Origin of the sequence: Parasphingopyxis marina (assembly GCF_014237875.1) — a bacterium.
Taxonomy (GTDB): domain Bacteria; phylum Pseudomonadota; class Alphaproteobacteria; order Sphingomonadales; family Sphingomonadaceae; genus Parasphingopyxis; species Parasphingopyxis marina.
The window spans coordinates 1713538-1735189 of the sequence record NZ_JACJVJ010000001.1; the positions used below are offsets into that span (position 1 = coordinate 1713538).

General features: G+C 63.0%; 25 protein-coding genes and 1 pseudogene. 13 read left to right on the forward strand and 13 right to left on the reverse strand.

What is annotated here, in order from left to right:
• Position 1 precedes the first annotated feature (1 nt).
• The 6 genes from H6P80_RS08595 to H6P80_RS08620 all read right to left on the reverse strand — a co-directional run bounded on the left by H6P80_RS08595 (position 2) and on the right by H6P80_RS08620 (position 2350).
• Positions 2-331, reverse strand: a complete 330-nt coding sequence (locus tag H6P80_RS08595) for a hypothetical protein (RefSeq protein WP_185800871.1) — start codon at positions 329-331, stop codon at positions 2-4.
• Between the two features lie 27 nt (positions 332-358).
• Positions 359-661, reverse strand: a complete 303-nt coding sequence (locus tag H6P80_RS08600) for a hypothetical protein (protein ID WP_185800872.1) — start codon at positions 659-661, stop codon at positions 359-361.
• Positions 662-692: 31 nt separating this feature from the next.
• Entirely contained in the window at positions 693-1070 is a 378-nt protein-coding gene (gene pspC / locus H6P80_RS08605; RefSeq protein WP_185800873.1) for an envelope stress response membrane protein PspC, read from the reverse strand.
• A gap of 30 nt (positions 1071-1100) precedes the next feature.
• Complete coding sequence (gene pspB / locus H6P80_RS08610; protein WP_185800874.1) at positions 1101-1403, reverse strand: envelope stress response membrane protein PspB; 303 nt, start codon at positions 1401-1403, stop codon at positions 1101-1103.
• A 3-nt stretch (positions 1404-1406) separates the two neighbouring features.
• Positions 1407-2096, reverse strand: a complete 690-nt coding sequence (pspA, locus tag H6P80_RS08615; protein WP_185800875.1) for a phage shock protein PspA — start codon at positions 2094-2096, stop codon at positions 1407-1409.
• A gap of 77 nt (positions 2097-2173) precedes the next feature.
• The gene (locus tag H6P80_RS08620; RefSeq protein WP_185800876.1) at positions 2174-2350 is read right to left on the reverse strand and encodes a hypothetical protein; all 177 of its coding nucleotides are present in this window, start codon (positions 2348-2350) and stop codon (positions 2174-2176) included.
• A gap of 206 nt (positions 2351-2556) precedes the next feature.
• Here H6P80_RS08620 and pspF point away from each other — a divergent pair, with 206 nt between their 5' ends.
• The 4 genes from pspF to H6P80_RS08640 all read left to right on the forward strand — a co-directional run bounded on the left by pspF (position 2557) and on the right by H6P80_RS08640 (position 5683).
• Positions 2557-3564 (forward strand): phage shock protein operon transcriptional activator, encoded by a 1008-nt coding sequence (gene pspF / locus H6P80_RS08625; RefSeq protein WP_185800877.1) that lies wholly within the window; start codon positions 2557-2559, stop codon positions 3562-3564.
• Between the two features lie 53 nt (positions 3565-3617).
• Positions 3618-4184 (forward strand): tetratricopeptide repeat protein, encoded by a 567-nt coding sequence (locus H6P80_RS08630; RefSeq protein WP_185800878.1) that lies wholly within the window; start codon positions 3618-3620, stop codon positions 4182-4184.
• Between the two features lie 145 nt (positions 4185-4329).
• A complete protein-coding gene (locus H6P80_RS08635; protein ID WP_185800879.1) occupies positions 4330-4893 on the forward strand; it encodes a tetratricopeptide repeat protein in 564 nt (187 codons plus the stop codon).
• A gap of 172 nt (positions 4894-5065) precedes the next feature.
• On the forward strand, positions 5066-5683 hold the full coding sequence (locus H6P80_RS08640; protein WP_185800880.1) for a superoxide dismutase: 618 nt from the start codon (positions 5066-5068) through the stop codon (positions 5681-5683).
• An 11-nt stretch (positions 5684-5694) separates the two neighbouring features.
• On the opposite strand, the gene H6P80_RS08645 is transcribed toward H6P80_RS08640, so the two are convergent.
• From H6P80_RS08645 to H6P80_RS08665, 5 genes are all read right to left on the reverse strand, one after another.
• A complete protein-coding gene (locus H6P80_RS08645; protein ID WP_185800881.1) occupies positions 5695-6336 on the reverse strand; it encodes an inner membrane-spanning protein YciB in 642 nt (213 codons plus the stop codon).
• Entirely contained in the window at positions 6333-7280 is a 948-nt protein-coding gene (gene ftsY, locus H6P80_RS08650) for a signal recognition particle-docking protein FtsY (protein WP_185800882.1), read from the reverse strand. The genes H6P80_RS08645 and ftsY overlap by 4 nt, the downstream gene beginning before the upstream one ends.
• On the reverse strand, positions 7277-8509 hold the full coding sequence (gene mtaB, locus H6P80_RS08655; protein WP_185800883.1) for a tRNA (N(6)-L-threonylcarbamoyladenosine(37)-C(2))-methylthiotransferase MtaB: 1233 nt from the start codon (positions 8507-8509) through the stop codon (positions 7277-7279). The genes ftsY and mtaB overlap by 4 nt, the downstream gene beginning before the upstream one ends.
• Positions 8506-9327: a diaminopimelate epimerase gene (dapF, locus tag H6P80_RS08660; RefSeq protein WP_185800884.1), complete on the reverse strand. Its 822-nt coding sequence runs from the start codon at positions 9325-9327 to the stop codon at positions 8506-8508. The genes mtaB and dapF overlap by 4 nt, the downstream gene beginning before the upstream one ends.
• Positions 9328-9403: 76 nt before the next feature.
• On the reverse strand, positions 9404-11059 hold the full coding sequence (locus H6P80_RS08665) for a putative bifunctional diguanylate cyclase/phosphodiesterase (protein WP_185800885.1): 1656 nt from the start codon (positions 11057-11059) through the stop codon (positions 9404-9406).
• Between the two features lie 227 nt (positions 11060-11286).
• On the opposite strand from H6P80_RS08665, the gene ffh reads away from it, so the two are divergent.
• From ffh to H6P80_RS08710, 9 genes and pseudogenes are all read left to right on the forward strand, one after another.
• Positions 11287-12741, forward strand: a complete 1455-nt coding sequence (ffh, locus tag H6P80_RS08670) for a signal recognition particle protein (RefSeq protein WP_185800886.1) — start codon at positions 11287-11289, stop codon at positions 12739-12741.
• Positions 12742-12781: 40 nt separating this feature from the next.
• Positions 12782-13225 (forward strand): annotated as a pseudogene (gene rpsP, locus H6P80_RS08675) (30S ribosomal protein S16); the annotation flags it as partial.
• 135 nt (positions 13226-13360) lie between these two features.
• Entirely contained in the window at positions 13361-13840 is a 480-nt protein-coding gene (rimM, locus tag H6P80_RS08680; RefSeq protein ID WP_185800888.1) for a ribosome maturation factor RimM, read from the forward strand.
• Positions 13841-13893: 53 nt separating this feature from the next.
• Positions 13894-14457, forward strand: a complete 564-nt coding sequence (locus H6P80_RS08685; RefSeq protein WP_235973755.1) for a glycine-rich domain-containing protein — start codon at positions 13894-13896, stop codon at positions 14455-14457.
• Positions 14445-15278, forward strand: coding sequence for a TIGR04222 domain-containing membrane protein (locus H6P80_RS08690; protein WP_185800890.1), 834 nt, complete (start codon positions 14445-14447; stop codon positions 15276-15278). Before H6P80_RS08685 ends, H6P80_RS08690 begins: the two co-directional genes overlap by 13 nt.
• A 32-nt stretch (positions 15279-15310) precedes the next feature.
• Positions 15311-16054 (forward strand): tRNA (guanosine(37)-N1)-methyltransferase TrmD, encoded by a 744-nt coding sequence (gene trmD / locus H6P80_RS08695; RefSeq protein WP_185800891.1) that lies wholly within the window; start codon positions 15311-15313, stop codon positions 16052-16054.
• 1 nt (position 16055) lies between these two features.
• The gene (gene rplS, locus H6P80_RS08700) at positions 16056-16475 is read left to right on the forward strand and encodes a 50S ribosomal protein L19 (RefSeq protein ID WP_185800892.1); all 420 of its coding nucleotides are present in this window, start codon (positions 16056-16058) and stop codon (positions 16473-16475) included.
• A gap of 90 nt (positions 16476-16565) precedes the next feature.
• Positions 16566-17747: an APC family permease gene (locus H6P80_RS08705; protein WP_185800893.1), complete on the forward strand. Its 1182-nt coding sequence runs from the start codon at positions 16566-16568 to the stop codon at positions 17745-17747.
• An 84-nt stretch (positions 17748-17831) separates the two neighbouring features.
• Positions 17832-18860: an aspartate-semialdehyde dehydrogenase gene (locus H6P80_RS08710; protein ID WP_185800894.1), complete on the forward strand. Its 1029-nt coding sequence runs from the start codon at positions 17832-17834 to the stop codon at positions 18858-18860.
• Here H6P80_RS08710 and H6P80_RS08715 read toward each other — a convergent pair whose 3' ends face one another.
• Together H6P80_RS08715 and H6P80_RS08720 are read right to left on the reverse strand one after the other, a co-directional pair.
• The gene (locus tag H6P80_RS08715) at positions 18861-20429 is read right to left on the reverse strand and encodes a DHA2 family efflux MFS transporter permease subunit (protein WP_185800895.1); all 1569 of its coding nucleotides are present in this window, start codon (positions 20427-20429) and stop codon (positions 18861-18863) included.
• The gene (locus H6P80_RS08720) at positions 20416-21513 is read right to left on the reverse strand and encodes an HlyD family secretion protein (protein ID WP_185800896.1); all 1098 of its coding nucleotides are present in this window, start codon (positions 21511-21513) and stop codon (positions 20416-20418) included. The genes H6P80_RS08715 and H6P80_RS08720 overlap by 14 nt, the downstream gene beginning before the upstream one ends.
• Between the last annotated feature and the right edge of the window lie 139 nt (positions 21514-21652).

The following is a 21652-nucleotide window of genomic DNA, read 5'->3' on the forward strand; positions in this document are numbered from 1 at the left end:
CCTAGTTCGACTTGGAGCCACGGAGGCTCTCAATTTCCTGTTCGAGGACGTAACCACCGTCGGTCACGATCCGCTCGACATTGGCGAGCCGGTCCTTGATCGCGCCCAACTCGGCGCGCAGTTGGGCATTTTCCTGGCTCAGCAGCTTGATGCGTTCGGCCGCTTCCTGATCGGTCTTCGGATAGACGGCCTGTCCCCAGCTGCTTTCGAGCGGATAGCCGTTCTTGACGCGCAGCCAGGTTGTCACGACCCAGCCGGCGATACCGAGGATGCCGATCACGCCGATAAGCGGGACGAGTGCGGAGATGGTTTCAATCTTGTCCGGATCCATCGTCTTCGTTCCTTTCTTCTGGGCCGGCTATTCAGCCGGGCTGCGCAGATTCTCGATCTCGTCTGAGAGCCGTGCGCTCTTGTCGGTGGCGATCCGTTCCAGAACCGAGATCCGCTCTTCGAGCCTGCCGATCTTGTCCTTCAATTCGCCATTTTCGTTCGAAAGCAGTTCGATCTTGCGATTGTTTTCCGGATCGTCGCGGTGGGTCGTACCGCCCCATTCGCCTTCCAGCGGATAGCCGTGCTTGGCGCGAATGGCCGTGGTGATGATCCAGCCGATCATGCTCATGCCGATGATCGCGAGTACAAATTGCGGGCCACCCCAACTCATGATATTTCTCCCTGAACCTTGTTTCTATTATCTAGCGCAGCGCTTCGATCTCGTCGGCCAGGCGCTGGTTGCGGCTGGTGACCAGCAGCTCGACATCGGCGAGCCGGCGATCGACATCGCGAAAGCGCGAGCGGATCTCGTTGACCGAGCGGCGCGGGTTGGCGCGCGTGCCCTGCCAGAATTTCTCTTCTTCCTTGTTGTCGTAGAGGCCGAGCGGCTTTTTCGGCGCCAGCCAGCCGACCACGAAATAGAGCGGAATCAGCGGCGGAAAGGCGAAGATCGTCGTGAAAACAGCGCCGACGCGGACCCAGAGTACATCGATGCCGGTATAATCGGCGACACCCGAACAGACGCCCAGAAATTTCGCATTCTGCTTGTCGAGGTAGAATTTCGTCCGGCGGTCGTGCATTTTCATAACTCCTGTTTTCACCCCTTGCCGTTACGAACGGCGGATCGGGGTGGCCTCTTCTTCGCTTTGCGTCAGCCGATCGCTCGGCAGCTGCTGTTCGGCAGTCAGATGCTGCCGGCCCCATTCCGGATTGTCGGCCGCGATGATCCGTTCGATCGTGTTCATCCGGTCATCGAGCCGCCGCCCCAGTTCGTAGAGCTCGTCCAGCAGGTCTTCGTCTTCGCGGCTGATCGTGCCGGCGCGTTTCCATTGCGTCGAATAGTGGAGGATCAACCAGGGAAGCCCGATGAAGAGCATCCCGACGACGCCGATGGGGACGAGGATATCTTCCATGGGCTACGCCTCCTTCGCCGGATCGCCGGCCTTCTTGCCGCCGGCCTTCTTCATAGCGGCGAGTTCGGCTTCGATCTTGTCGCTGGTTTCGAGTTCGTTGATCTCTTCCTCGAGCGTCTTGGGCTGGCTGCCGAGGCTCAGCGCATCGGCACGGCCTTCGGCCATGTCGACGCGGCGTTCGAGCATCTCGAAGCGCTCAAAAGCATCCTGGACACGCTCGCCATCGTAGAGATCGCGAAGCTTGATGCGGTTTTCGGCGCTTTCGAGCCGGGCCGAGATGCTGGACTGGCGGCTGCGTGCTTCGCGCAGCTTGCCCTGGAGCTTGGAAATATCATGCTCGTAACCGGAAAGGGCTTCGTCCAGCACCGCGATCTCGCCGTTCAGCCGGTCGGCCATGTCGCCGGCCTTCTGCTTTTCGACGAGCGCCTGCTTGGCAAGGTCTTCGCGATCCTTGGAAAGCGCGAGTTCGGCTTTTTCCTTCCAGCCTTCCTGCAGCTGCTCAAGCTTGGTGATCGAGCGGCGCATTTCCTTCTGGTCCGCAATGGTGCGGGCAGCGGACGCGCGAACCTCGACCAGCGTTTCCTCCATCTCGAGGATGATCATGCGGACCATCTTGGCCGGATCTTCGGCCTTGTCGAGAATGTCGGTCACGTTGGCGGCAATGATGTCGCGAGTGCGGGAGAAAATTCCCATGGTTGTACTCCTATCCCTCGAACAATTTTGTGGGCCGGGGAGGGGGAGGGGCAGCCGCCTCCCCGGCCAAGTTCCGGCTAGGCGAGCTGGCCGGTCATAACTGCGGTCGTTGCATATTGAGTTTGCAGCTGAACCGGCTGGGCCGTGTCGCTGCCCTCGATCGGGCCGACCGCTCCCAGGATGCAGGCGCTGCTGAGAACCAGAGCGGCGACGGCGGCGATGACATTCTGGTGAAGGGCGATGTTGTTGGTCATTTTCGGTCTCCTGAACCTTGGCCTTATCCTGATGCCCTTGCGGGCTGCGAAACTTGGTGCGATCCTTTGATCGTTCACAGCCCATTCATTGCATCGAGCGTGCCAGTTTTTGAATATATAGCAAAAACAATGCGTTAGCGAAATTTTCCGGAAAAAACGCACGGTGCATATTGCCAGAATTTGGGAAAATATCCTAAAAGTTGGAAATGGAACGGGAATCGCAATTCGTCGGAGAATCAGGCGCCTTTCTCGACGCTGTCGAGCAGGCCAGCCGCGCCGCGCCGCTGGACAGGCCGGTGCTCGTCATCGGCGAGCGGGGCACGGGCAAGGAGTTGATAGCCGAACGGCTTCACCGGTTGAGCCAGCGCTGGGAGGGGCCACTCATCACCCTCAACTGTGCGGCGCTTCCCGAAACGCTGATCGAAGCCGAACTGTTCGGACACGAGGCCGGCGCCTTTACCGGCGCGACGCGCGCGCGGGCCGGTGCGTTCGAGGAAGCCGATAACGGTACGCTGTTCCTCGACGAACTGGCGACGCTGTCCGCCGCCGCCCAGGAACGCCTGCTCCGCGCCGTCGAATATGGCCAGGTCAGCCGCATCGGTTCGAACCGGCCGATACGTGTCGATGTTCGTATCGTCGCCGCCACCAATGAAAATCTGCCCGATCTTGTCGAGCGCAACAAATTTCGCGCCGACCTGCTTGATCGTCTGTCGTTCGAGGTCGTGACCCTGCCGCCTCTGCGCGTGCGGGAAGGGGATATCCTGATCCTCGCCGACTATTTCGGGCGGCGAATGGCGGTGGAGCTCGACTGGCCCGGCTGGCAGGGCTTTGGCGATAATGCCGTGAAGGCGCTGCTCACACATGACTGGCCGGGCAATGTTCGCGAACTCCGTAATGTGGTGGAACGCGCCATCTACCGCTGGACCGCGCCCGGCGAGCCGGTCGACACGATCCAGCTCGACCCGTTCGACTCTCCTTGGCAGATGCCGGCCACGACGGCGGCACCGACAGGCGATACGGCGGCCGAAGCCGCGCCTGCTGCTCCGCGGAGGGTCGTTTCGGATTTCAAGGCGGCGGTCGAAAGCTATGAGCGCGAGATCCTGGAGGCTGCGCTCGAACGCGCGCGGTATAACCAGCGGCAGACGGCCAAGGCGCTGGGCCTCAGTTACGATCAACTGCGGCACGCGCTTAAGCGGCACGACATGATCGGCTGATTCGCAAAAAATGCCGAAATAACGTATGTTCCTCCCATAACGGGAGACGGATCATGCGTGGACCGACTGTGTTTCTCTCTGTTGCCGCCAGTTTGGGCCTGGCAAGCGCCGCGCCGGCGGCGATCACCGTTTTCGGCAACAGCAATGCGCGCAGCTGCTACGAGGCGGCCCGTGCCGAACGAACCGGGCCAACGCATATACGGCATTGCACCCGGGCGCTCGAAGACCGCACATTGGCGAGCAATGATCGTGTGGCGACCTATGTTAATCGCGGCATATTGCACGTCTATAACGGCGATTTCGAGAGCGGCATCGCCGATTATGACCGGGCGATCGCCCTCGATGCGAGCGAACCCGATGCCTATCTCAACAAGGCGCTCGCGCTTCTGCACAACCAGAATGACCTGCCGCAGATTATTTCGCTGCTGACGACCGCACTCGAATTTGGCACGCGTGAGCCCGCACTCGCCTATTACGGCCGCGGCCTTGCCTATGAACTGAGCGGCGATATTCCATCGGCCTATTATGACATTCAGCGCGCCGTCGAAACCGATCCCGGTTGGGAGCTTCCGGCCCGGGAATTGACGCGTTTCCGAGTCGTGGGCGGCGAAGACAGCTGATCGGCCGGTGCTTGGCGATCGTCGTTAATCGTCGGGGAACACCCGTTGGACGAATATATCGGTCGAATCCGGCCCCCGATTTATGCGTTTATGACTGCGTCTGATAATATGCAGCTGACGCAATAGCGCATCAGGGGAGGTTGTTATGAAGACATGCACCGGAATTGCGGCAGCGGCGATCGCGACCGCGCTGGCCGCCTCGGCCGCCCAGAGCGGCATCATGGTGGCCGGCAATAGCTCTGCGCGTATCTGTTACGCGGCGGCGGCGCGCCAGTCGGACAATCGCGTAGACCTGCGGCCCTGCAGCCTGGCGCTTGATCACGACGCGCTGACGACGCGCGATCGCGTCGCGACGCTGGTCAATCGCGGTATCATCTATTTCCACCGCGCCGATTGGGACCAGGCGCTCGCGGATTTCGATGCCGCGCTGGCGATCGACAACAATCAGCCCGAAGCGATGTTGAACAAGGCGCTCACCCTGCTGCGCCGGGATCGCTCGGGCGAGAACGCCATTCCCTATTTCACCCGTGCGCTGGAACTGGGCACGGAAGCGCCGGCGGTTGCGCATTATGGCCGCGGACTCGCGCACCAGCTCGATGGCGATCTGACCGACGCCTATATCGATATTCGCCGTGCGTCCGATCTCGATCCGGAATGGGATGCACCGCGCAACGATCTATCCAACTTCATCGTCCAACCCGTCGGCTGACGCCCTTGCGGGGCCCGCCCCGGCGGGTGCGAAACATGGAAAGTCGGGCCGTTTCCCCAAGGAGGCGGCCCGTTTCGTTCCTACGGTCGAAAATCGCTGAAACGCTAGGGATACCCTTGATGGGTCGGTGCGTTCCCTTCATTATACCCCAGACCAACAGGAGACTATTTTCATGGCATTCGAACTCCCCGCCCTTCCGTACAGCAAAGAGGCGTTCGGCGAGATCATTTCGTCCCAGACATTCGATTTTCACCACGGCAAGCACCACAAGGCCTATGTCGACAAGACGAACGCCGCGATAGAGGGCACCGACCTTTCCGGCGCAAAGCTCTCCGAAGTGATCGCGTCGGCCCGGGAAAACGGTAACACAGGTCTGTTCAACAATGCCGCGCAGGTGTGGAACCACAGCTTCTACTGGCAATGCCTGAGCCCGGACTCGCAAAAGCCGGGCGGCAAGCTTTCCGCGCATATCGAGGAATGTTTCGGTTCGACCGGCGAGATGCTCGAAGCGTTCAAGACGGAAGCCGCCGGCCATTTTGCGAGCGGCTGGGCCTGGCTCATCCTCGATGGCGACGAGCTCAAGATCACCTCGCTGCACGACGCCGATACGCCCGTCGCCCATGAAGGGATGCAGCCGCTGCTCACGCTCGACGTCTGGGAGCATGCCTATTATCTCGATTACCAGAATGACCGCGGCGCCTATCTCGACGCGCTGCTCGATCATGTGAACTGGGAATTCGTGGCGCAGAACCTGGATGGTGCGGGCGTTAAACGGGCCGATCAGGGCTGATCTGACGAGTTTTATTCGCCGCCTGCGGGCGGCGCCGCCGCTTCCGATGCTTCCTCAAGCGTAAAGCCGTGTTTGAGGAGCATCGGGATATTGGCGATGCCGAACAGCAGCGAAAGGACGGTAAGACCCCAGGTCTTGACCGTTAGCCACATCTCGAACGAAAGCGATGCCCGCATAGCTTCGTTGGCGAGCGCCATGAAGACGAAGAACAAACCCCAATTGCGTGAAAGCTTGAGCCAGCCTTTCTCGGTTAGCCCTTGGAAGGCGGCGGCAAAGGCGTAGCGCAACATCGGCGTGCCGCGCAGCCAGCCGCCAAGCAATAGCGCGGCGAAACCAAGGTAGATTATCGTCGGCTTGATCTGGATGAAGACCGGATCATGCAGATACACAGTCAGCGCGCCGAAACCGAGAATCAACACAGCGGAGATCCACTGCATCGGCGTCACCTTCTTGTAAGCGATCACCGAGAAGACGATCGCTGCGGTAATCGCCACCATGAAGGTGATCGTGCCGATCAGGATGCCCTGAAAGGGATCTTCGTCGGACTGGGCCAGCTTGAAAGCTGTGAAGAAGGCAACCAACGGTCCGAAATCCAGCAGGAAAGATATCCAGCCGGATTGCGCCTTTGACTTGGAAGGTTCCGCGTCGGTCATGTCTTTACCTCGTCGAATTCGTCGGCGCCGGCTATTGCGCGGGCGACGGCGCGCGGATCGAAGGGGCGAAGGTCTTCCAAGGTTTCGCCGACGCCGATCGCGTGGATCGGCAGCCCGTATTTTTCGGCCGCCGCGACGAGAACGCCGCCGCGCGCCGTGCCGTCGAGCTTGGTCATGACAAGGCCGGTGACGTTGGCGACTTCCTTGAACACCTCGATCTGGGACAGCGCATTCTGGCCGGTGGTGGCGTCGAGGACAAGGATCACGTCATGGGGTGCCGCCTCGTTGAGCCGGCCGAGCACGCGGCGGATTTTCGAAAGTTCGTCCATCAGGTGGCTTTTGTTCTGCAAGCGTCCGGCCGTGTCGACGATCAGCACGTCGGTGCCGATTTCGGTGCCGCGCTTCACGCCTTCGAACACCAGGCTCGCCGCATCGCCCCCTTCCTCGCCGGAAATGATCGGCACGCCGATCCGGTCCGCCCAAATCTTGAGCTGGCCGATTGCGGCGGCGCGGAACGTGTCTCCGGCAACCAGCATGACGTTGTAATCGTCTTCGAGGAACAGATGACCGAGTTTCGCGATCGTCGTCGTCTTGCCCGATCCGTTGACGCCAATGACGAGCATCACCTGCGGCCGGGGGAAGGCGTCGATTTCGAGCGGGACGGCGACGGGTGTGAGGATTTTCTCGAGCTCGTCGGCCACGATCTCGCGGATATCGAGTTCGGAAAGATGGCGTTCGAACCGCCCGTCGGCGAGCCGGTCGCGGATCCGCGCTGCGACCGTGGGGCCGAGATCTGTGGCGATCAGCGCTTCCTCGATATCGTCGAGCGTCTCTTCGTCGAGCTTTTCCTTGGTGATCAGGCCGGTGAGATTGCCGCCGAGCCGATCCGAGGTCCGTTTGAAGCCCAGTCGCAGCTTGTCGCCCCAGCTTTTCCGCTCGCTCATGCTGCCTCTCCGATCAGGCCGCCGTTTTCGGCGCCGGTCACCCGCACTTCGACGACGGAGCCGGGCACCGGCGAGCCGGCGATCTGCACTTCGGCAAAACTTTCTCCATGGCCGGTGCCGTCCCCGCGCTCGACGAGCACACGCTGGCGGGAACCGACCAGGCCCTCCAGCCATGCCGTTTTCCGCCGGGCGCAGGCTTCACGCAGTTTCTGCGCGCGTTCGCGGCGTACCGGCATGGGCATCTGCGGCATCTTCGCGGCCGGCGTGCCCGTCCGTGCCGAATAGGGGAAGATATGGCCATGGACGATGTCGCAATCGTCGACGAGCCGCAGCGTGTTTTCCGCCATCGCTTCGGTCTCGGTCGGGAAGCCCGCGATCATATCCGCGCCGATCGCGATTTCCGGCCGGGCGTCTTTCAGCTTCGCGACCATCTCGACCGATTGTTCGCGGCTGTGCCGGCGTTTCATGCGCTTGAGGATCATGTCGTCGCCTGCCTGCAGCGAAAGGTGGAGGTGCGGCATGAAGCGCGGTTCGCCGGTGATGATGGCGAACAGACGCTCGTCGATCTCGATGGAATCGAGTGAAGAGAGGCGCAGCCGCCGCAGCGTGGGCACGCCTTTGAGGATACGCTCGACGAGCATGCCGAGGCTGGGGCTACCGGGGAGGTCGGGCCCATAGCTGGTGACGTCGACACCGGTCAGCACGACCTCCTGAAAGCCTTCGTCGACCAGCGCCTTGATCCGCTCGACGACCAGCCCGGCGGGCACCGAGCGGCTGTTTCCGCGGCCATAGGGGATGACACAGAAGGTGCAGCGATGATCGCAGCCATTCTGCACCTCGACAAAGGCGCGGGCGCGATCGGCAAAGCCGGTCACGAGATGCGGTGCCGTTTCCCGCACGGCCATGATGTCGGAGACCAGGTCGCGCTCGGCGGCAAAGCTTTCGGGCAGCATCTTTTCGCGGTTGCCCAACACTCGCGTCACTTCGGGCATCGCGGAAAAGCTGCCGGGGTCGATCTGCGCCGCGCAGCCCGTGACAACGATCTCAGCGTCGGGCCGCGCCTTTTTCGCCTTGCGGATCTGCTGGCGCGTCTTTCGCACGGCTTCGCCCGTCACCGCGCAGCTGTTGACGATGACGAGGTCGTCGCGGTTTCCGGCAAGCGTGCGCATCGCTTCGCTCTCTGCGAAGTTCAGGCGGCAGCCCAGGGTGATAAGCTCGGGGCCGCTCACAGAAGCATCTCGATGTCGATTTCGGCGGAAAAAACATGGATCGCGGGGCCGGTCATCCGGATCGCCTCGCCGGGCGTCCAGGCGATCGACAGCGCGCCGCCGGGCAAACGGACGACCGTTTCGCCGTCGACCAGCTTGCGGCGGACAGCCGCGACCATCGTTGCGCAGGCGCCGGTTCCGCACGCTCGCGTCAGGCCGACGCCGCGTTCCCAGACATGCAGTTTCAGGCTGCCATCGGGCTCGACGCTGGCAACGTTCACGTTGACGCGATCTGGGAACAGCGGGTCATGCTCGATGATCGGCCCCAGCCGCGCAAGATCGACCGTGTCGGCATTGTCCACGAAGAATACCAGGTGGGGATTGCCGACATTGACGGCCACCGGATTTTCCAGCGCGTCCCAGCCGACGGGCATGTCGAGCGTGTCCATCGCATAGGCGAGGGGGATGGCGTCCCAGTCGAGGCGCGGCTGGCCCATGTCGAGCGTCGCGCCGCCGCCTTCGCTCTTCCCGTAGATCGTACCGCCGGGGGTTTCGATCATGGCTTCCGCGCCGATCAACTGCGTCACGCAGCGGGCCGCATTGCCGCAGGCTTCGACTTCGCTGCCGTCCGCATTGAAGATGCGCATAGCGATATCGGCGGTGTCCGAGGGCTCCAGCAGGATCAATTGATCGCAGCCGATACCGGTGTGCCGATCGGCCAGTGCGCGCGCCAGGCCCTCCGTCATCGTGACGGATTGCACGCGCGCGTCGATAACGACGAAGTCGTTGCCGAGGCCGTGCATCTTGTGAAAGGCCAATTTGGGAGAAACGGGGCGCATGGCGCGCGATTTAGGGATGGCGGGGGCCGCTGTCCACTTGGGTTTCGGCTTTTGCAGGCGTTGCGAAGAAAGGCGTTCAGCCTGTCCGACGAAGCTTGCGGAGTTCCTCCATCGCTTCCTTGGCGATTTCCTCGCTCGAACGCGCGGTCAGCATGTCCAGATCGGCCAGCATCCTGCGGGTCTTGCCGATCGCCATCGGCTTGCCGAAATGCCAGCCCTGGCCCGCCATGTTGCCGAGGCCTTTCAGGATATCGGCGATCTTTTCGTCCTCGATGCCCTCGGCCGTGATCGGCATGCCGAGACTGGTGCCGAGACGGGTGATCGCGTCGACGATTGCCGCGCTTTCGCTGTCCTTGTTGATCGAGGTGACGAAGCTGCGATCGATCTTGATCCGGTCGAAGGGCAGGGCGCGCAGATGCGCAAGGCTGGAATAGCCGGTGCCGAAATCGTCGAGCGCAACGCGGATGCCCTGATTTTTGAGGCTGGTGATGATCGACTGGGCGATGCCGAGATTGTCGAACAGCGCGGTTTCGGTGATCTCGATCTCGAGCCGGTTGGCCGGGAAGTTGGTTTCCGTCAGCAGCTTGATGATCTTCTGGGCGAGCCAGGGATCCTTGAGCTGCGCCGGCGAAATATTGACCGAAAGCGAAATTTGCGGGTCCCAGTCGCGGCCTTCGATAAAGGCGCGGCGCATCACGCATTCGGAAAGCTCCGCGATCAGGCCGCATTCTTCCGCAACGGTGATGAACTGGTCGGGCATGATCACGCCCTGTTCGGGATGTTCCCAACGGGCGAGCACTTCGAAACCGTGCAGGCGGCCGGTCATCAGATCGACCTGCGGCTCGTAATAGGGCGCGAACTCGCCGGCCGGAATGCCCTGGCGCATGCCCGCTTCGACGCGGTTGCGCTCTTCGAGCAGCCTTTCCATGCTGCCGTCGAACCAGACGGCGCGGTTCTTGCCCTGCCGCTTGGCCGCGTACATGGCGATATCGGCGCGGCGCAGAAGCGTCTCGACGCTGTTGCAATCATGATCCGACCGCGCGACGCCCACCGACGCGCTCGTCTGGATCGACTGGTTTTCGATCATGAAGGGCTGCGAAACACGTTCGATCAGTTCGTCCGCGATCGCATCGACGGCGGAGGGATTGGCGGCGTCGAACTGGAAGGCTGCCGCAAACTCGTCGCCGCCCAGCCGGGCGCAGAGCGCCGATCCCGGCATCGTTTCGACGATCCGTTTGCCGACCTCGCGGAGCAGGAAATCGCCGATATGGTGGCCGTTGAGATCGTTGACATATTTGAAGCTGTCGAGATCGATCACGAACATCGCGACGACCTTGTTGCGCGCACCGGCCTTGTTGATGAGGTCGCCCGCTTCGCTGGCGAGCGCCCGGCGATTGAGGAAACCAGTCAGCGGGTCGCGCGAAGCCAGCAGTTTTGCACGCTTCGCCGCTTCGGCATGTTCGGCGATCTGTTCGGTCACTTCGTTATGGTGACGCCAGCCGATCAGGATCAGCGCGATATTGAGGAGCAGCGCGACCGCAAGAATGGGATCGCGCTTGGTGGCGGTGCCGGCGATGATGTTGCCGACGACTTCGCCGCCGAGCGCGGCGAACATGAGGATCGCCGCCATCGCGATGGCGGCGGATATGAGGCTGCGGGGCTGTTCTTCAACAGCGACAGGGTCCACCGGTGCCGGTTCGGGAACCGGCTCTGAAGTCTCGGCGTCGCTCATATACTTTTGTCCCCATTCGAAGGGGGATATGTGGCATAAACGGAGTGAAGACCGGGTTAATATCGGGAAAATGCGCCAGGGCCTTGTAAAAGGCTGGAATCGGCAGTATTTGGCCGCCATCAGTTCCGTCAGGAATGCATTGGAAGCGCCATAGGCGCGCGCTGGCCGGCGAGGTTTCGCCCGCTGGCGTTTTTTGCGTTTCGCCCGGAACGGGAAGGATAGAAGCGATGTTCGACAGTCTCAGCGACCGGCTTGGCGGCGTATTCGACCGCCTGAAGGGCCGTGGTGCGCTCAGCGAAGCCGATGTCCGCGCGGCGATGCGCGAAGTCCGCATCGCGCTGCTCGAAGCCGATGTCGCGCTGCCCGTCGCCCGCGACTTCGTTGAAAACGTCACCGAACAGGCGGTCGGCCAGCAGGTTCTGAAATCGGTCACGCCGGGCCAGCAGGTTGTGAAGATCGTCAACGATGCGCTGGTCGCGATGCTCGGCGCGGAAGCCGTGGAACTCAATCTCGCGGGTACCCCGCCCAATGTCATCATGATGGTCGGGCTCCAGGGTTCGGGCAAGACGACCACGACCGCGAAGATCGCCAAGCGGCTCACTGAAAAGGACCGCAAGAAGGTCATGATGGCGTCGCTCGACGTCAATCGCCCGGCCGCGCAGGAGCAGCTTGCCGTGCTTGGCACGCAGACCGAAGTCGCGACCCTTCCGATCGTCCAGGGCCAGACGCCCGTCGACATCGCCAAGCGCGCGCTTCAGGCGGCAAAGCTTCAGGGCTTTGACGTCGTTCTGCTCGATACCGCGGGCCGCCTTCACGTCGACCAGCAGCTGATGAACGAGATGAAGGCGGTGGCCGACGTTTCCGAGCCGGAGGAAATCCTGCTCGTCGTCGATGCGCTGACCGGCCAGGATGCGGTCAACGTCGCGCAGAACTTTACCGAGCAGGTACCGCTCTCGGGTGTCGTGCTGACCCGTATGGACGGCGATGCGCGGGGCGGTGCGGCGCTTTCGATGCGCGCGGTTACCGGCAAGCCGATCAAGTTCGTGGGCACCGGCGAAAAGCTCGACGGGCTCGAGCAATTCCATCCCGAACGCGTCGCTGGCCGCATCCTTGGCATGGGCGACGTCGTCAGCCTCGTCGAAAGGGCGGCCGAAACGGTCGAGAAAGACGAGGCCGAAGCGTTCGCCAAGAAGATGGCGAAGGGCCAGTTCGACATGAACGACCTGCGCACCCAGCTTCAGCAGATGCAGCGGATGGGCGGCCTTGGCGCGCTGGCCGGCATGCTGCCAGGGATGAAAAAGGCGCAGGCCGCGATGGCGCAGTCGAATATGGACGACAAGGTGCTCGTCCATATGGATGCGATGATCGGGTCGATGACCCGGGAAGAACGCTCGAAACCGGCGCTTCTCAACGCCAAGCGCAAGATCCGGATCGCCAAGGGCTCGGGCACGACCGTCCAGGAAGTGAACAAGCTCCTCAAGATGCACAAGGAAATGTCGACGGCGATGAAGCGCATCAAGAAGATGGGCGGCCTCAAGGGGCTCATGAAGATGTTCGGCGGCGGCGCGATGCCCGAAGCCGGGGAAGGCGGCGGCCAGATGCCGCAGGGCGGTATGCCCGGCCTTCCCGGAATGCCGGGGCAGGGCATTCCTCCCGGGCTCGACAAATTATTGAAGCGATAGATTTTTTACAGTTCAGTTCAGATCAGAAGGAAACAAGACAATGGCAGTTGCAATCCGGCTTTCGCGCGGTGGCGCGAAGAAGCGGCCTTATTACAAGATCGTCGTTACCGACTCGCGCAAGGCGCGCGACGGCAAGTTCATCGAGCGTATCGGCAGCTACAACCCGCTGCTCGGCAAGGACGATCCCGATCGCGTGAAGCTCGATACGGATCGCGCCAAGCACTGGCTTTCGGTCGGCGCCCAGCCGTCGGACCGCGTGTTGCGCTTCCTCGACGCCGCCGGCGTCCTGGAGCGTGCGGCCCGCAACAATCCGCAAAAGGCCGAACCGGGTGCCAAGGCCAAGGAACGCGCTGAGGAAAAGGCCGCCAAGGACGCCGCGCCGGTAGAGGAAGCGGCTCCGGTGGAAGAAGCCGCCGCTGAAGAAGCGCCGGCCGAAGAGGCCGCCGCCGAGGCTCCGGCCGAGGAAGCCGCTGCCGAAGAGGCCCCGGCTGAGGAAGCTCCGGCCGAAGAGGCCGCCGCTGAGGAAACCGCTGCGGAAGAAGCGCCGGCTGAAGAAGCTGCCGCCGAGGAAGCTCCTGCTGAAGAGGCTCCCAAGGAAGAAGAAGCCAAGAGCTAGGCCTTGGCTGAAAAGCACATCACCCTCGCCGCCATCGCCGGCGCACATGGCGTTGGCGGCGAGGTGCGCCTCAAGCTCTTCACGGAAAATCTGGAGAGCTTCAAACGCTACAAGACCTATGACGCGGCAGGGCGCAGCCTGACGCTCGTTTCCGTGCGCCAGACCGGCAAGATGCCGGTCGCCCGTTTCGCCGAGATCGGCGACCGAAACGCCGCCGAGGCGCTGCGCGGCACGCCGCTCACCGTCCCGCGCTCGGCCCTGCCGCCGCTGGCCAAGGGCGAATATTATCATGTGGACCTGATCGGCCTGCCTTGCGAAACAAGCGAGGGCGAAGCCGTCGGCGAGATCGTTGCCGTCGAGAATTTCGGTGCGGGCGACATTATCGAAATCCGGCGGCCCGATGGTTCCGATTTTATGGTGCCGGCCAAGGCCGTCTCAATCGGCGATGATGCGGTCACTATGGATGCCGATTATCTTCCCTGACGGCCCCTGACAATTTCTTGCCGTGACGGTGCGAATTGCCGCATGATGGCGGCGTGACCCCCACGGACGATCCGCTTTGGCAACGCCTCGAACCCTATGCGATCGGCCCGCCCGATGCGGCATTGAGCTTCTGCTCGCGTCTGGCGCGGGAAAATCGCTGGCCCGAAGATTTTGCGGGCCGGGTGATCGAGGAATATAAGCGCTTCTGCTATCTTTGCGCGACGGCGGACCATGTCGTCACGCCCTCCGATGCCGTCGATCAGGCGTGGCATCTGCATCTCACCTATAGCCGCGATTATTGGGAGCGATTTTGCCCGGAGATACTCGGCTGCCCGCTCCATCACGGCCCGACGGCAGGGGGCGAGGCCGAACTTGCCAAACATTATGAGCAATATGCGCTGACCCTGCGCAGCTATGCGCAGGTTTTCGGAAACCCGCCGGGCGATATCTGGCCCGGTGCGCGGCGCCGTTTCTTCGAGGACCACAAGGCCTATCGCCTGCACCCGCGCGAAGCTATTGTGATGAGGCGGTCGATTGCGCGCTGGCTGGTGGGTACAGGCGCAGTCGCACTGCTGGGGGTCGCGTTCATTGTGTGGAGGGCACTATGGATGTCTTGAACTGGTCCGGGCCTGAATTTCTTGTCCTGTATGGCGGTCTTGGGGTCGTCGCCTTGCTGGTATCGGTGTTCACCGCAAATATGTCGCGTGCGCCCGGACGCGATGCGCCGCTCACCGATCTCGACGCTATTGCCATGCTGAGCCGCGGCGAGGCTAACGTCGTCGATGCCGCGGTCGCCCGCCTTCTCGGCAACGGCTCGCTGCAGCTGTCCGACCGCAAACTGGTCACGGTGGATGGCGCGCGCGGCGAAACCGATTTCGAGCGGGCGATATTGGCCGAGCAGGGAGAGATCGGACGCCAACGGTTGAAAAGAATCGGCGCCCGCCACGGGCACGGCGTGGAGCAGCGTCTTGTTCGGGACGGGCTCTATATTTCCGGGGAAGAAGCGCGGACACGGGGCTTCCTCCAGGCGGCGCCCTTCCTCATCCTCATACTGCTCGGCGCGGCGAAGCTCTATGTCGGGATTTCGCGCGATCGGCCGGTGACCTTCCTTGTCCTATTGCTGGGCGTCACGGCGGGGCTTGCAATCTGGCGGTATCGCGCCGTCGATCGGCGTACGCGCGCGGGAAGCCGGGCCGTGGCGAGCCTTCGGGCCGAGCATGACCGGCTCCGGCTGGCCGCACCGTCGGACGAAATGGGCATGGCTGTTGCGATATTCGGTGCCGCGGTTCTCGCCGGCTCTCCCTTTGCCGCCTATCGGCAATTTGCCGCGGGCAGCGGATTGGTCGGTTCCGACCATCATATCGACCATCATGACAGCGGTTGCGGTAACGATAGCGGATGCGGCGGTAGCGGTTGCGGGGGGTGCGGCGGCGATTGACCCGCGCTGATGGCTGTGCATGACGCATGCCGATGACCTTCGCCGCCACCATTCTTACCCTGTACCCCGAAATGTTTCCGGGGCCGCTTGGCCAGTCGATTGCCGGCCGGGCGCTCGACGAGGGGAGATGGTCGCTCGAAACGCTCCAGATCCGGGATTTCGCGACCGACAAGCATCACACGGTCGATGATACGCCGGCGGGCGGCGGCGCGGGCATGGTCATGAAGGCAGATGTGCTCGGAGCGGCCGTCGATGCGGCGCTCGAAAAGCAGCCCGGCGCACCGGTTCTCGCCATGTCTCCGCGCGGCGCGCCGCTGACCCAGGAGCGGGTGCGGAGCCTTTCGTCGGGTCCGGGCGTGACGGTGCTGTGCGGGCGTTTCGAGGGCTTTGACGAGCGGATTTTCGAAGGCCGGCCGGTCGAACCCGTGTCGATCGGCGATTATGTACTATCGGGAGGAGAAATCGGCGCTTTGGCGCTGCTCGACGCTTGCATTCGGCTGCTTCCGGGGGTAATGGGCGCGGCTTCAAGCGGCGATGAGGAAAGCTTCGAAGCGGGGCTTCTCGAATATCCGCACTATACCCGACCTCAAATATGGGAAGGGCGCAGGATCCCTGAAGTGTTGCGATCGGGGGATCATGCGAAGATCGCGGCGTGGCGCAAAGCCCAGGCCGAGATCGCTACACGGTCACGGCGGCCGGATCTTTGGGAGCGCTATAGTGGCGCTCCGGATCAGTCGCCCTCTGGCGCGCAACGCGAAAAGTCAAAGGACGAATGAGATGAATCTCATCGAAACGCTCGAGGCGGAAGCCATTGAGAGCATCACGAGCGACAAGAAGCTGCCCGATTTCAAGGCGGGCGATACGCTTCGCGTGGGTGTGAAGGTCGTCGAAGGCGAGCGCACCCGTATTCAGAATTATGAGGGCGTGTGCATCGCGCGCACCAATCGCGGCATGGGATCGAGCTTCACGGTTCGCAAAATCTCGTTCGGCGAAGGTGTCGAGCGCGTTTTCCCGCTCTATTCGCCGAACGTCGACAGCGTCACCGTGCTGAAGCGCGGCGTCGTGCGGCGGGCCAAGCTCTATTATCTGCGCGGCCTTACCGGCAAGCGCGCCCGCATCGTCGAAAAGCGCGACGATCGCGAGAAGAACACGATCAAGACCGAAGCGCCCGAAGCCGCGGAAGCCAGCGAGAGCTGAGCCTTTCGGCACCGAAGCGTTTTCGCCGGATTTGAAGGAAGGGCTGCCCGCCGGGTGGCCCTTCTTTTTTGGCTGGGCTAATCCGCGCCCATGGCGAAGGACAGCGAAGGCAGCCTCGGTTTCAACGCCGCCTGGTCGATGGCAGTGGGCGGCATGATCGGCGGCGGCATCTTCGCGACGCTCGGCGTCGTGATACAGGCCGCGGGCGAATGGGCCTGGGCGAGTTTCCTTATCGGCGGCCTGATCGCGCTTGCCACCGGTCACAGCTATGCCGCGCTCACCGTCGAATCCGGCAAACCCGGCGGTATCTACCGTTTCCTGCGCGAGCTCGATCACGGCTATGCCGCACGGATCGCGGCATGGGTGCTGATCCTCGGCTATACGCTCACCGTTTCGGTCTATGCCTTCACCTTCGGCGCCTATCTCGCCAACGCGCTGGGCGGGCCGGCCTGGCTGCCCCAGGCGATGGCCGCGGTCTCCATCATAGCGCTGGCCGGGGTGAACCTGATGGGCGTCGGCGAGGCGTCCACGCTGGAAATCGTCGCCGTCTGGGGCAAGCTCGTGATCCTCGCGGGGCTTGCCGCTTTCGGATTGGCGCAATGGAATGCGGGCGAGCTCGTCATCGATCAGCCGCCGGGCATTGTCGGCGCGCTGATCGGAGCGGGCACGGTCTTCATGGCCTATGAGGGCTTTCAGCTGCTCGCCTATGATTATGACGAGATGAAGGACCGCGAGACGCTGATGCCCCGCGTCATGCCCGCGGCCATCCTGACGGCGCTCGCCGTCTATATCGCGGTGGCGCTGGGCACGCCGATGCTGATCGGCGCGGACGCGGTGATCGAGCAGCGCGAGGTGGCCTTGGCGACGGCGGGGCGCGCGGCACTCGGCACGACAGGCTTCGTCGCCGTTACCATCGCCGCGGCCTTTTCGACCGCGTCGGCGATCAACGCCACCTTGTTCGCGACCGCGCGGCTCGCGCGCTCGGTTGCCGAGGAGGGGGAACTGCCAGGCATTTTCGGCAAGACCGACAGGGAAGGCGTGCCCTATGCCGGGATCATGCTCATATCGGCGGTGGCGCTGGCTCTGGCGCTTGTAGGCGGGCTCGGCGATCTGGTGAAGGGCGCAAGCGTCATATTCCTGATCGTCTTCGGGCTCGTCAACGCGATTGCGATCCGCCGCAAGGTGGGGCGGGCATGGATCGCCTGGGCGGGCTGCTCCGGCGCAGCTCTCGCAGCGGCCATACTCCTGCTCCACCAGTTGGGATTCATCTAGGCACGCGGCGCTTTCCCGGCTTTCCGCTGGACAAAAATCGCGGATTCGCTAAAGCGCGCGACGCTTGAACGAAGGAAGGAAATCATGGGTTACCGGGTAGCTGTTGTCGGAGCGACGGGAAATGTCGGGCGCGAAATGCTCGCCTGCCTTGCCGAGCGCGAATTCCCCGCAGACGAGATTGCCGCGGTCGCGTCGCCGCGCTCGCAGGGCATGGAGGTCGAATTCGGCGAAACCGGCAAGATGCTCAAATGCCAGAATATCGAACATTTCGATTTTTCGGGCTGGGATATCGCGCTGTTCGCCGCAGGCTCCGGTCCGGCGAAGGAATATGCGCCCAAGGCCGCCAAGGCCGGTTGCACGGTGATCGACAACAGCTCTCTGTTCCGCATGGATCCCGATGTGCCGCTGATCGTGCCGGAGGTGAACCCTGAAGCTATCGACGGCTATCTGGCGCGCAACATCATCGCCAACCCCAATTGCTCGACGGCGCAGCTCGTCGTGGCGCTCAAGCCGCTCCACGATGCCGCGACGATCAAGCGGGTCGTCGTCTCGACCTATCAGTCGGTGTCCGGCGCGGGCAAGGAAGGCATGGACGAGCTGTTCAACCAGTCGCGCGACATTTTCGTCGGCGATACGGCAGACGCGAAGAAGTTCACCAAGCAGATCGCCTTCAACGTGATCCCGCATATCGACGTCTTCCTGGACGATGGATCCACCAAGGAAGAATGGAAGATGATGGTCGAGACCAAGAAGATCCTCGATCCGAAGATCAAGCTGACCGCAACCTGCGTGCGCGTGCCGGTGTTCGTCGGCCATTCGGAAGCCGTCCATATCGAGTTCGAGAACGAGATTTCGGCCAAGGAAGCCCAGAATATCCTGCGCGAAGCGCCGGGCATCATGCTCGTCGATAAGCGCGAGGATGGCGGCTATGTCACGCCCGTCGAATGTGTCGGCGACGGCGCGACCTTCATCAGCCGCGTGCGCGAGGATCCGACGGTCGAAAATGGTCTCATCCTGTGGTGCGTCTCCGACAATCTCCGCAAGGGCGCCGCGCTCAACGCCGTCCAGATTGCCGAGCTGCTCGGCCGTCGGCACCTGCAGAAAGCGGCGTAGCTAAGCCGCCGGTTCCGGGCTAGCCTGCGCTTGCGCCAGGCGCTTCCGGATCGGCGGCACCCGCTTCAGCAGCAACACCGTGGGCGCGGCGATGATGCACGCCCACATGATCAGCCAGAAATTGTCGACATAGCCGATCATCAGCGCTTGCCGGTTGATCTCCTGGTCGATCAGCCGGATCGCGACTTCCGGCGGCAAGCCCAGCCGGTGTAGCTCCATCGACGGCAGCGTCGACGGATTGATATGCGTGGCGAGATCGGCATGGCTGATCTGCTGGACGCGCGCGATATTGGTCGCGGTCACCGAAATGCCGATCGACGCGCCCACATTGCGCATGAGGTTGAGAAGCGCCGAGGCTTCGGTGCGCAGTTCGGGCGGCAAGGTCGCGAACGCGATGGCGTTGATCGGCACGACGATGAAGCCGAGCCCGAAGCCCTGGACCAGCCCGACCGTGACGATCGGCCGCCAATCCATCGTCAGATCCCATTGGGTCATCAAATAGCAGGACCAGGCGGCGATCGCCCAGCCGGCGCACACCACATAGCGGGCATCGACATAATTCATCAGCCGCGCGGCGGTGGCCATCGCGACGATGACGCCCACGCCGCGCGGCGCGAGCAGCTTGCCCGCCTCGATCACCGGATAGCCCATCACGGTTTGCAGCATCGGCGCGATCAACGCCATCACGGCGAAGACGACGACGCCCGCGAGCAGCATATAGACGAGCGACCCTGCAACATTGCGGTCGGTGAAGATGCGGGGGCTGAGCAGCGTGTTGCGCCCGGTGGCCATGTGCACGGCGAACACCCAGAAACCGACGATCGCCGCGCCGATCCCGATCCAGATTTCAGGGCTGTCCAGCCAGTCGAGCTGCTGTCCGCGATCGAGCACGAGCTGGAGCGAGGCGAGGCCCAGCGCGAACATCGAAAAACCCAATATGTCGAAACTCCGGCGCACCACCGGCCGCGTCGGCAGCAGGACGTAAAGGATGGTCAGGGTGACGATCCCGATCGGCAGATTGACGTAGAACACCCAGCGCCAATTATAGCTTTCGGTGATCCAGCCGCCGATCAGCGGCCCGATCACCGGCCCCACGACCGCGCCGATGCTCCAGATGGCGAGCGCGGAATTATGTTTGTGCGAGGGGTTGATGTCCAGCATCGCGGTGAGCGTGATCGGGCCGATAAAGGCGGCGGCGATGCCCTGCAGGATACGGAAGATCACCATCTGCTCGAGGCTGGTCGCCGCGCCGCACAGCATCGAGGTCGCGATAAAGCCGACTACCGACCACAGGAACAGATTGCGCGAGCCTACCCGGTCCGAAAGCCAGCCGGTAATCGGAATCGCCACGGCGGTGGCGACGATATAACTGGTCAGCACCCAGGCCACGGAATCGATCGTCGCGCCCAGCGATGTCTGCATGTGCGGCAGCGCGACGTTGGCGATCGTCGTGTCGAGGATCTGCATCATCATCGCCGTCATGATGGCGAAGGTCAGCAGTGCCTTGTAGCGGACGGGAAGGAGCGGGGCGCCGCCGGGGTTTGCCGCGGCCGGGCTAGCGCTCGCCATCGCTGCGATCGTCCCCGCGAACGTCCACCCGCACATCGGCGCTGAGGCCGGTAATCATCGGACGCGACGGCGTGCCCTCTATGGCAATCCGGACCGGGACGCGCTGGGTTACCTTCACCCAGTTGCCGGTCGCATTTTGCGGCGGCAGGATCGAGAATTCGGCTCCCGTGCCCGCGCCGATGCTCTGGACGCGGCCTTCGACGACAAATCCGGGATAGGCGTCGAAGGTGATGCGCGCGGGCTGGCCGATGCGCATCCGGTCAAGATCGGTTTCCTTGAAATTCGCTTCGACCCAGGTCTCGTCGTCGGCGACGATGCTGACCACCGTGGTGCCGGGGGATGCCATCTGGCCGATCTGCAACCGGTCGACCTCGCTGATCGTGCCGCTGACCGGCGCGCGGATCACCGTGCGCTCAAGGTTGAGCTGCGCTTCGGAACGCCGCGCGCGGGCCGCGGCGACGGCCGGAAATTCGCTGCGGACGCCCCGGCTCGAAGCGCTCCCCACGGCGGCGCGCGCATCCTGCTGCGCGGCGAGCGCCGCGTTGAGACGCGCGCGCGCGTCCGAGAGCTGGTTTTCGAAGGATTCGACGCGCGCGCGGGTGTTGAAGCCGCGATCCATCAGTTCGCGTTCGCGAGCCAGGTTGCGGCTGGCGAATGCGACGTTGGCGCGCGCGGTTTCGATATCGACGCCGCTCGTCGCGACCGCGGTTTCGGCCTGATCCAGCGAGAGCTGCGCGTCGCTGATATCGGCATCGGCCTGTTCCACGGCGATGCGATAGGGTTCGGGATCGATGCGGAAAAGGATATCGCCGGCTTCGACATGCTGGTTTTGCTGCACCATCACCGCAACGATACGCCCGTTCACCTCCGGGCTGATCTCGACGATGTCCTGCTGCACATAGGCATTGTCGGTCGAAACATAGCGGCCCGAGCTGATGTACCAATAGGCGCCGATGCCCAGCACGATAAGCGGTACGAGCAGCATGAGCGCGACGCGCATGGTCGAGCGCGTCCGCTTCGGTTCGGCCTCCTGCCTCGTCATGGCAAGATCTTCGGCAGAGAATGTCGGATCATCGTCCGCCATGGTCTGACCCCTCCCTGTTATCGCGCAAGAATCGCACAGAGACGGGCCGAAGGCGAGGCAAAATTGCACAAAGCGGGCCATGTGAGTCTTTTTCGACACAGTCGCGGCCCCGGGTGGCGGCGCCGGAAATTGGCGATTA

Coding starts and splice junctions, on each gene's coding strand:
- ftsY (WP_185800882.1), bottom strand. CDS start 7,280: ATGAGCGAGCGGAAAAGCTGGGGCGACAAGCTGCGACTGGGCTTCAAA.
- trmD (WP_185800891.1), top strand. CDS start 15,311: ATGACCTTCGCCGCCACCATTCTTACCCTGTACCCCGAAATGTTTCCG.
- H6P80_RS08640 (WP_185800880.1), top strand. CDS start 5,066: ATGGCATTCGAACTCCCCGCCCTTCCGTACAGCAAAGAGGCGTTCGGC.
- H6P80_RS08665 (WP_185800885.1), bottom strand. CDS start 11,059: ATGAGCGACGCCGAGACTTCAGAGCCGGTTCCCGAACCGGCACCGGTG.
- rplS (WP_185800892.1), top strand. CDS start 16,056: ATGAATCTCATCGAAACGCTCGAGGCGGAAGCCATTGAGAGCATCACG.
- H6P80_RS08705 (WP_185800893.1), top strand. CDS start 16,566: ATGGCGAAGGACAGCGAAGGCAGCCTCGGTTTCAACGCCGCCTGGTCG.
- H6P80_RS08720 (WP_185800896.1), bottom strand. CDS start 21,513: ATGGCGGACGATGATCCGACATTCTCTGCCGAAGATCTTGCCATGACG.
- H6P80_RS08595 (WP_185800871.1), bottom strand. CDS start 331: ATGGATCCGGACAAGATTGAAACCATCTCCGCACTCGTCCCGCTTATC.
- dapF (WP_185800884.1), bottom strand. CDS start 9,327: ATGCGCCCCGTTTCTCCCAAATTGGCCTTTCACAAGATGCACGGCCTC.
- H6P80_RS08620 (WP_185800876.1), bottom strand. CDS start 2,350: ATGACCAACAACATCGCCCTTCACCAGAATGTCATCGCCGCCGTCGCC.
- H6P80_RS08690 (WP_185800890.1), top strand. CDS start 14,445: ATGGATGTCTTGAACTGGTCCGGGCCTGAATTTCTTGTCCTGTATGGC.
- pspF (WP_185800877.1), top strand. CDS start 2,557: ATGGAACGGGAATCGCAATTCGTCGGAGAATCAGGCGCCTTTCTCGAC.
- H6P80_RS08600 (WP_185800872.1), bottom strand. CDS start 661: ATGAGTTGGGGTGGCCCGCAATTTGTACTCGCGATCATCGGCATGAGC.
- H6P80_RS08645 (WP_185800881.1), bottom strand. CDS start 6,336: ATGACCGACGCGGAACCTTCCAAGTCAAAGGCGCAATCCGGCTGGATA.
- H6P80_RS08715 (WP_185800895.1), bottom strand. CDS start 20,429: ATGGCGAGCGCTAGCCCGGCCGCGGCAAACCCCGGCGGCGCCCCGCTC.
- ffh (WP_185800886.1), top strand. CDS start 11,287: ATGTTCGACAGTCTCAGCGACCGGCTTGGCGGCGTATTCGACCGCCTG.
- H6P80_RS08635 (WP_185800879.1), top strand. CDS start 4,330: ATGAAGACATGCACCGGAATTGCGGCAGCGGCGATCGCGACCGCGCTG.
- H6P80_RS08630 (WP_185800878.1), top strand. CDS start 3,618: ATGCGTGGACCGACTGTGTTTCTCTCTGTTGCCGCCAGTTTGGGCCTG.
- pspC (WP_185800873.1), bottom strand. CDS start 1,070: ATGCACGACCGCCGGACGAAATTCTACCTCGACAAGCAGAATGCGAAA.
- pspB (WP_185800874.1), bottom strand. CDS start 1,403: ATGGAAGATATCCTCGTCCCCATCGGCGTCGTCGGGATGCTCTTCATC.
- pspA (WP_185800875.1), bottom strand. CDS start 2,096: ATGGGAATTTTCTCCCGCACTCGCGACATCATTGCCGCCAACGTGACC.
- H6P80_RS08710 (WP_185800894.1), top strand. CDS start 17,832: ATGGGTTACCGGGTAGCTGTTGTCGGAGCGACGGGAAATGTCGGGCGC.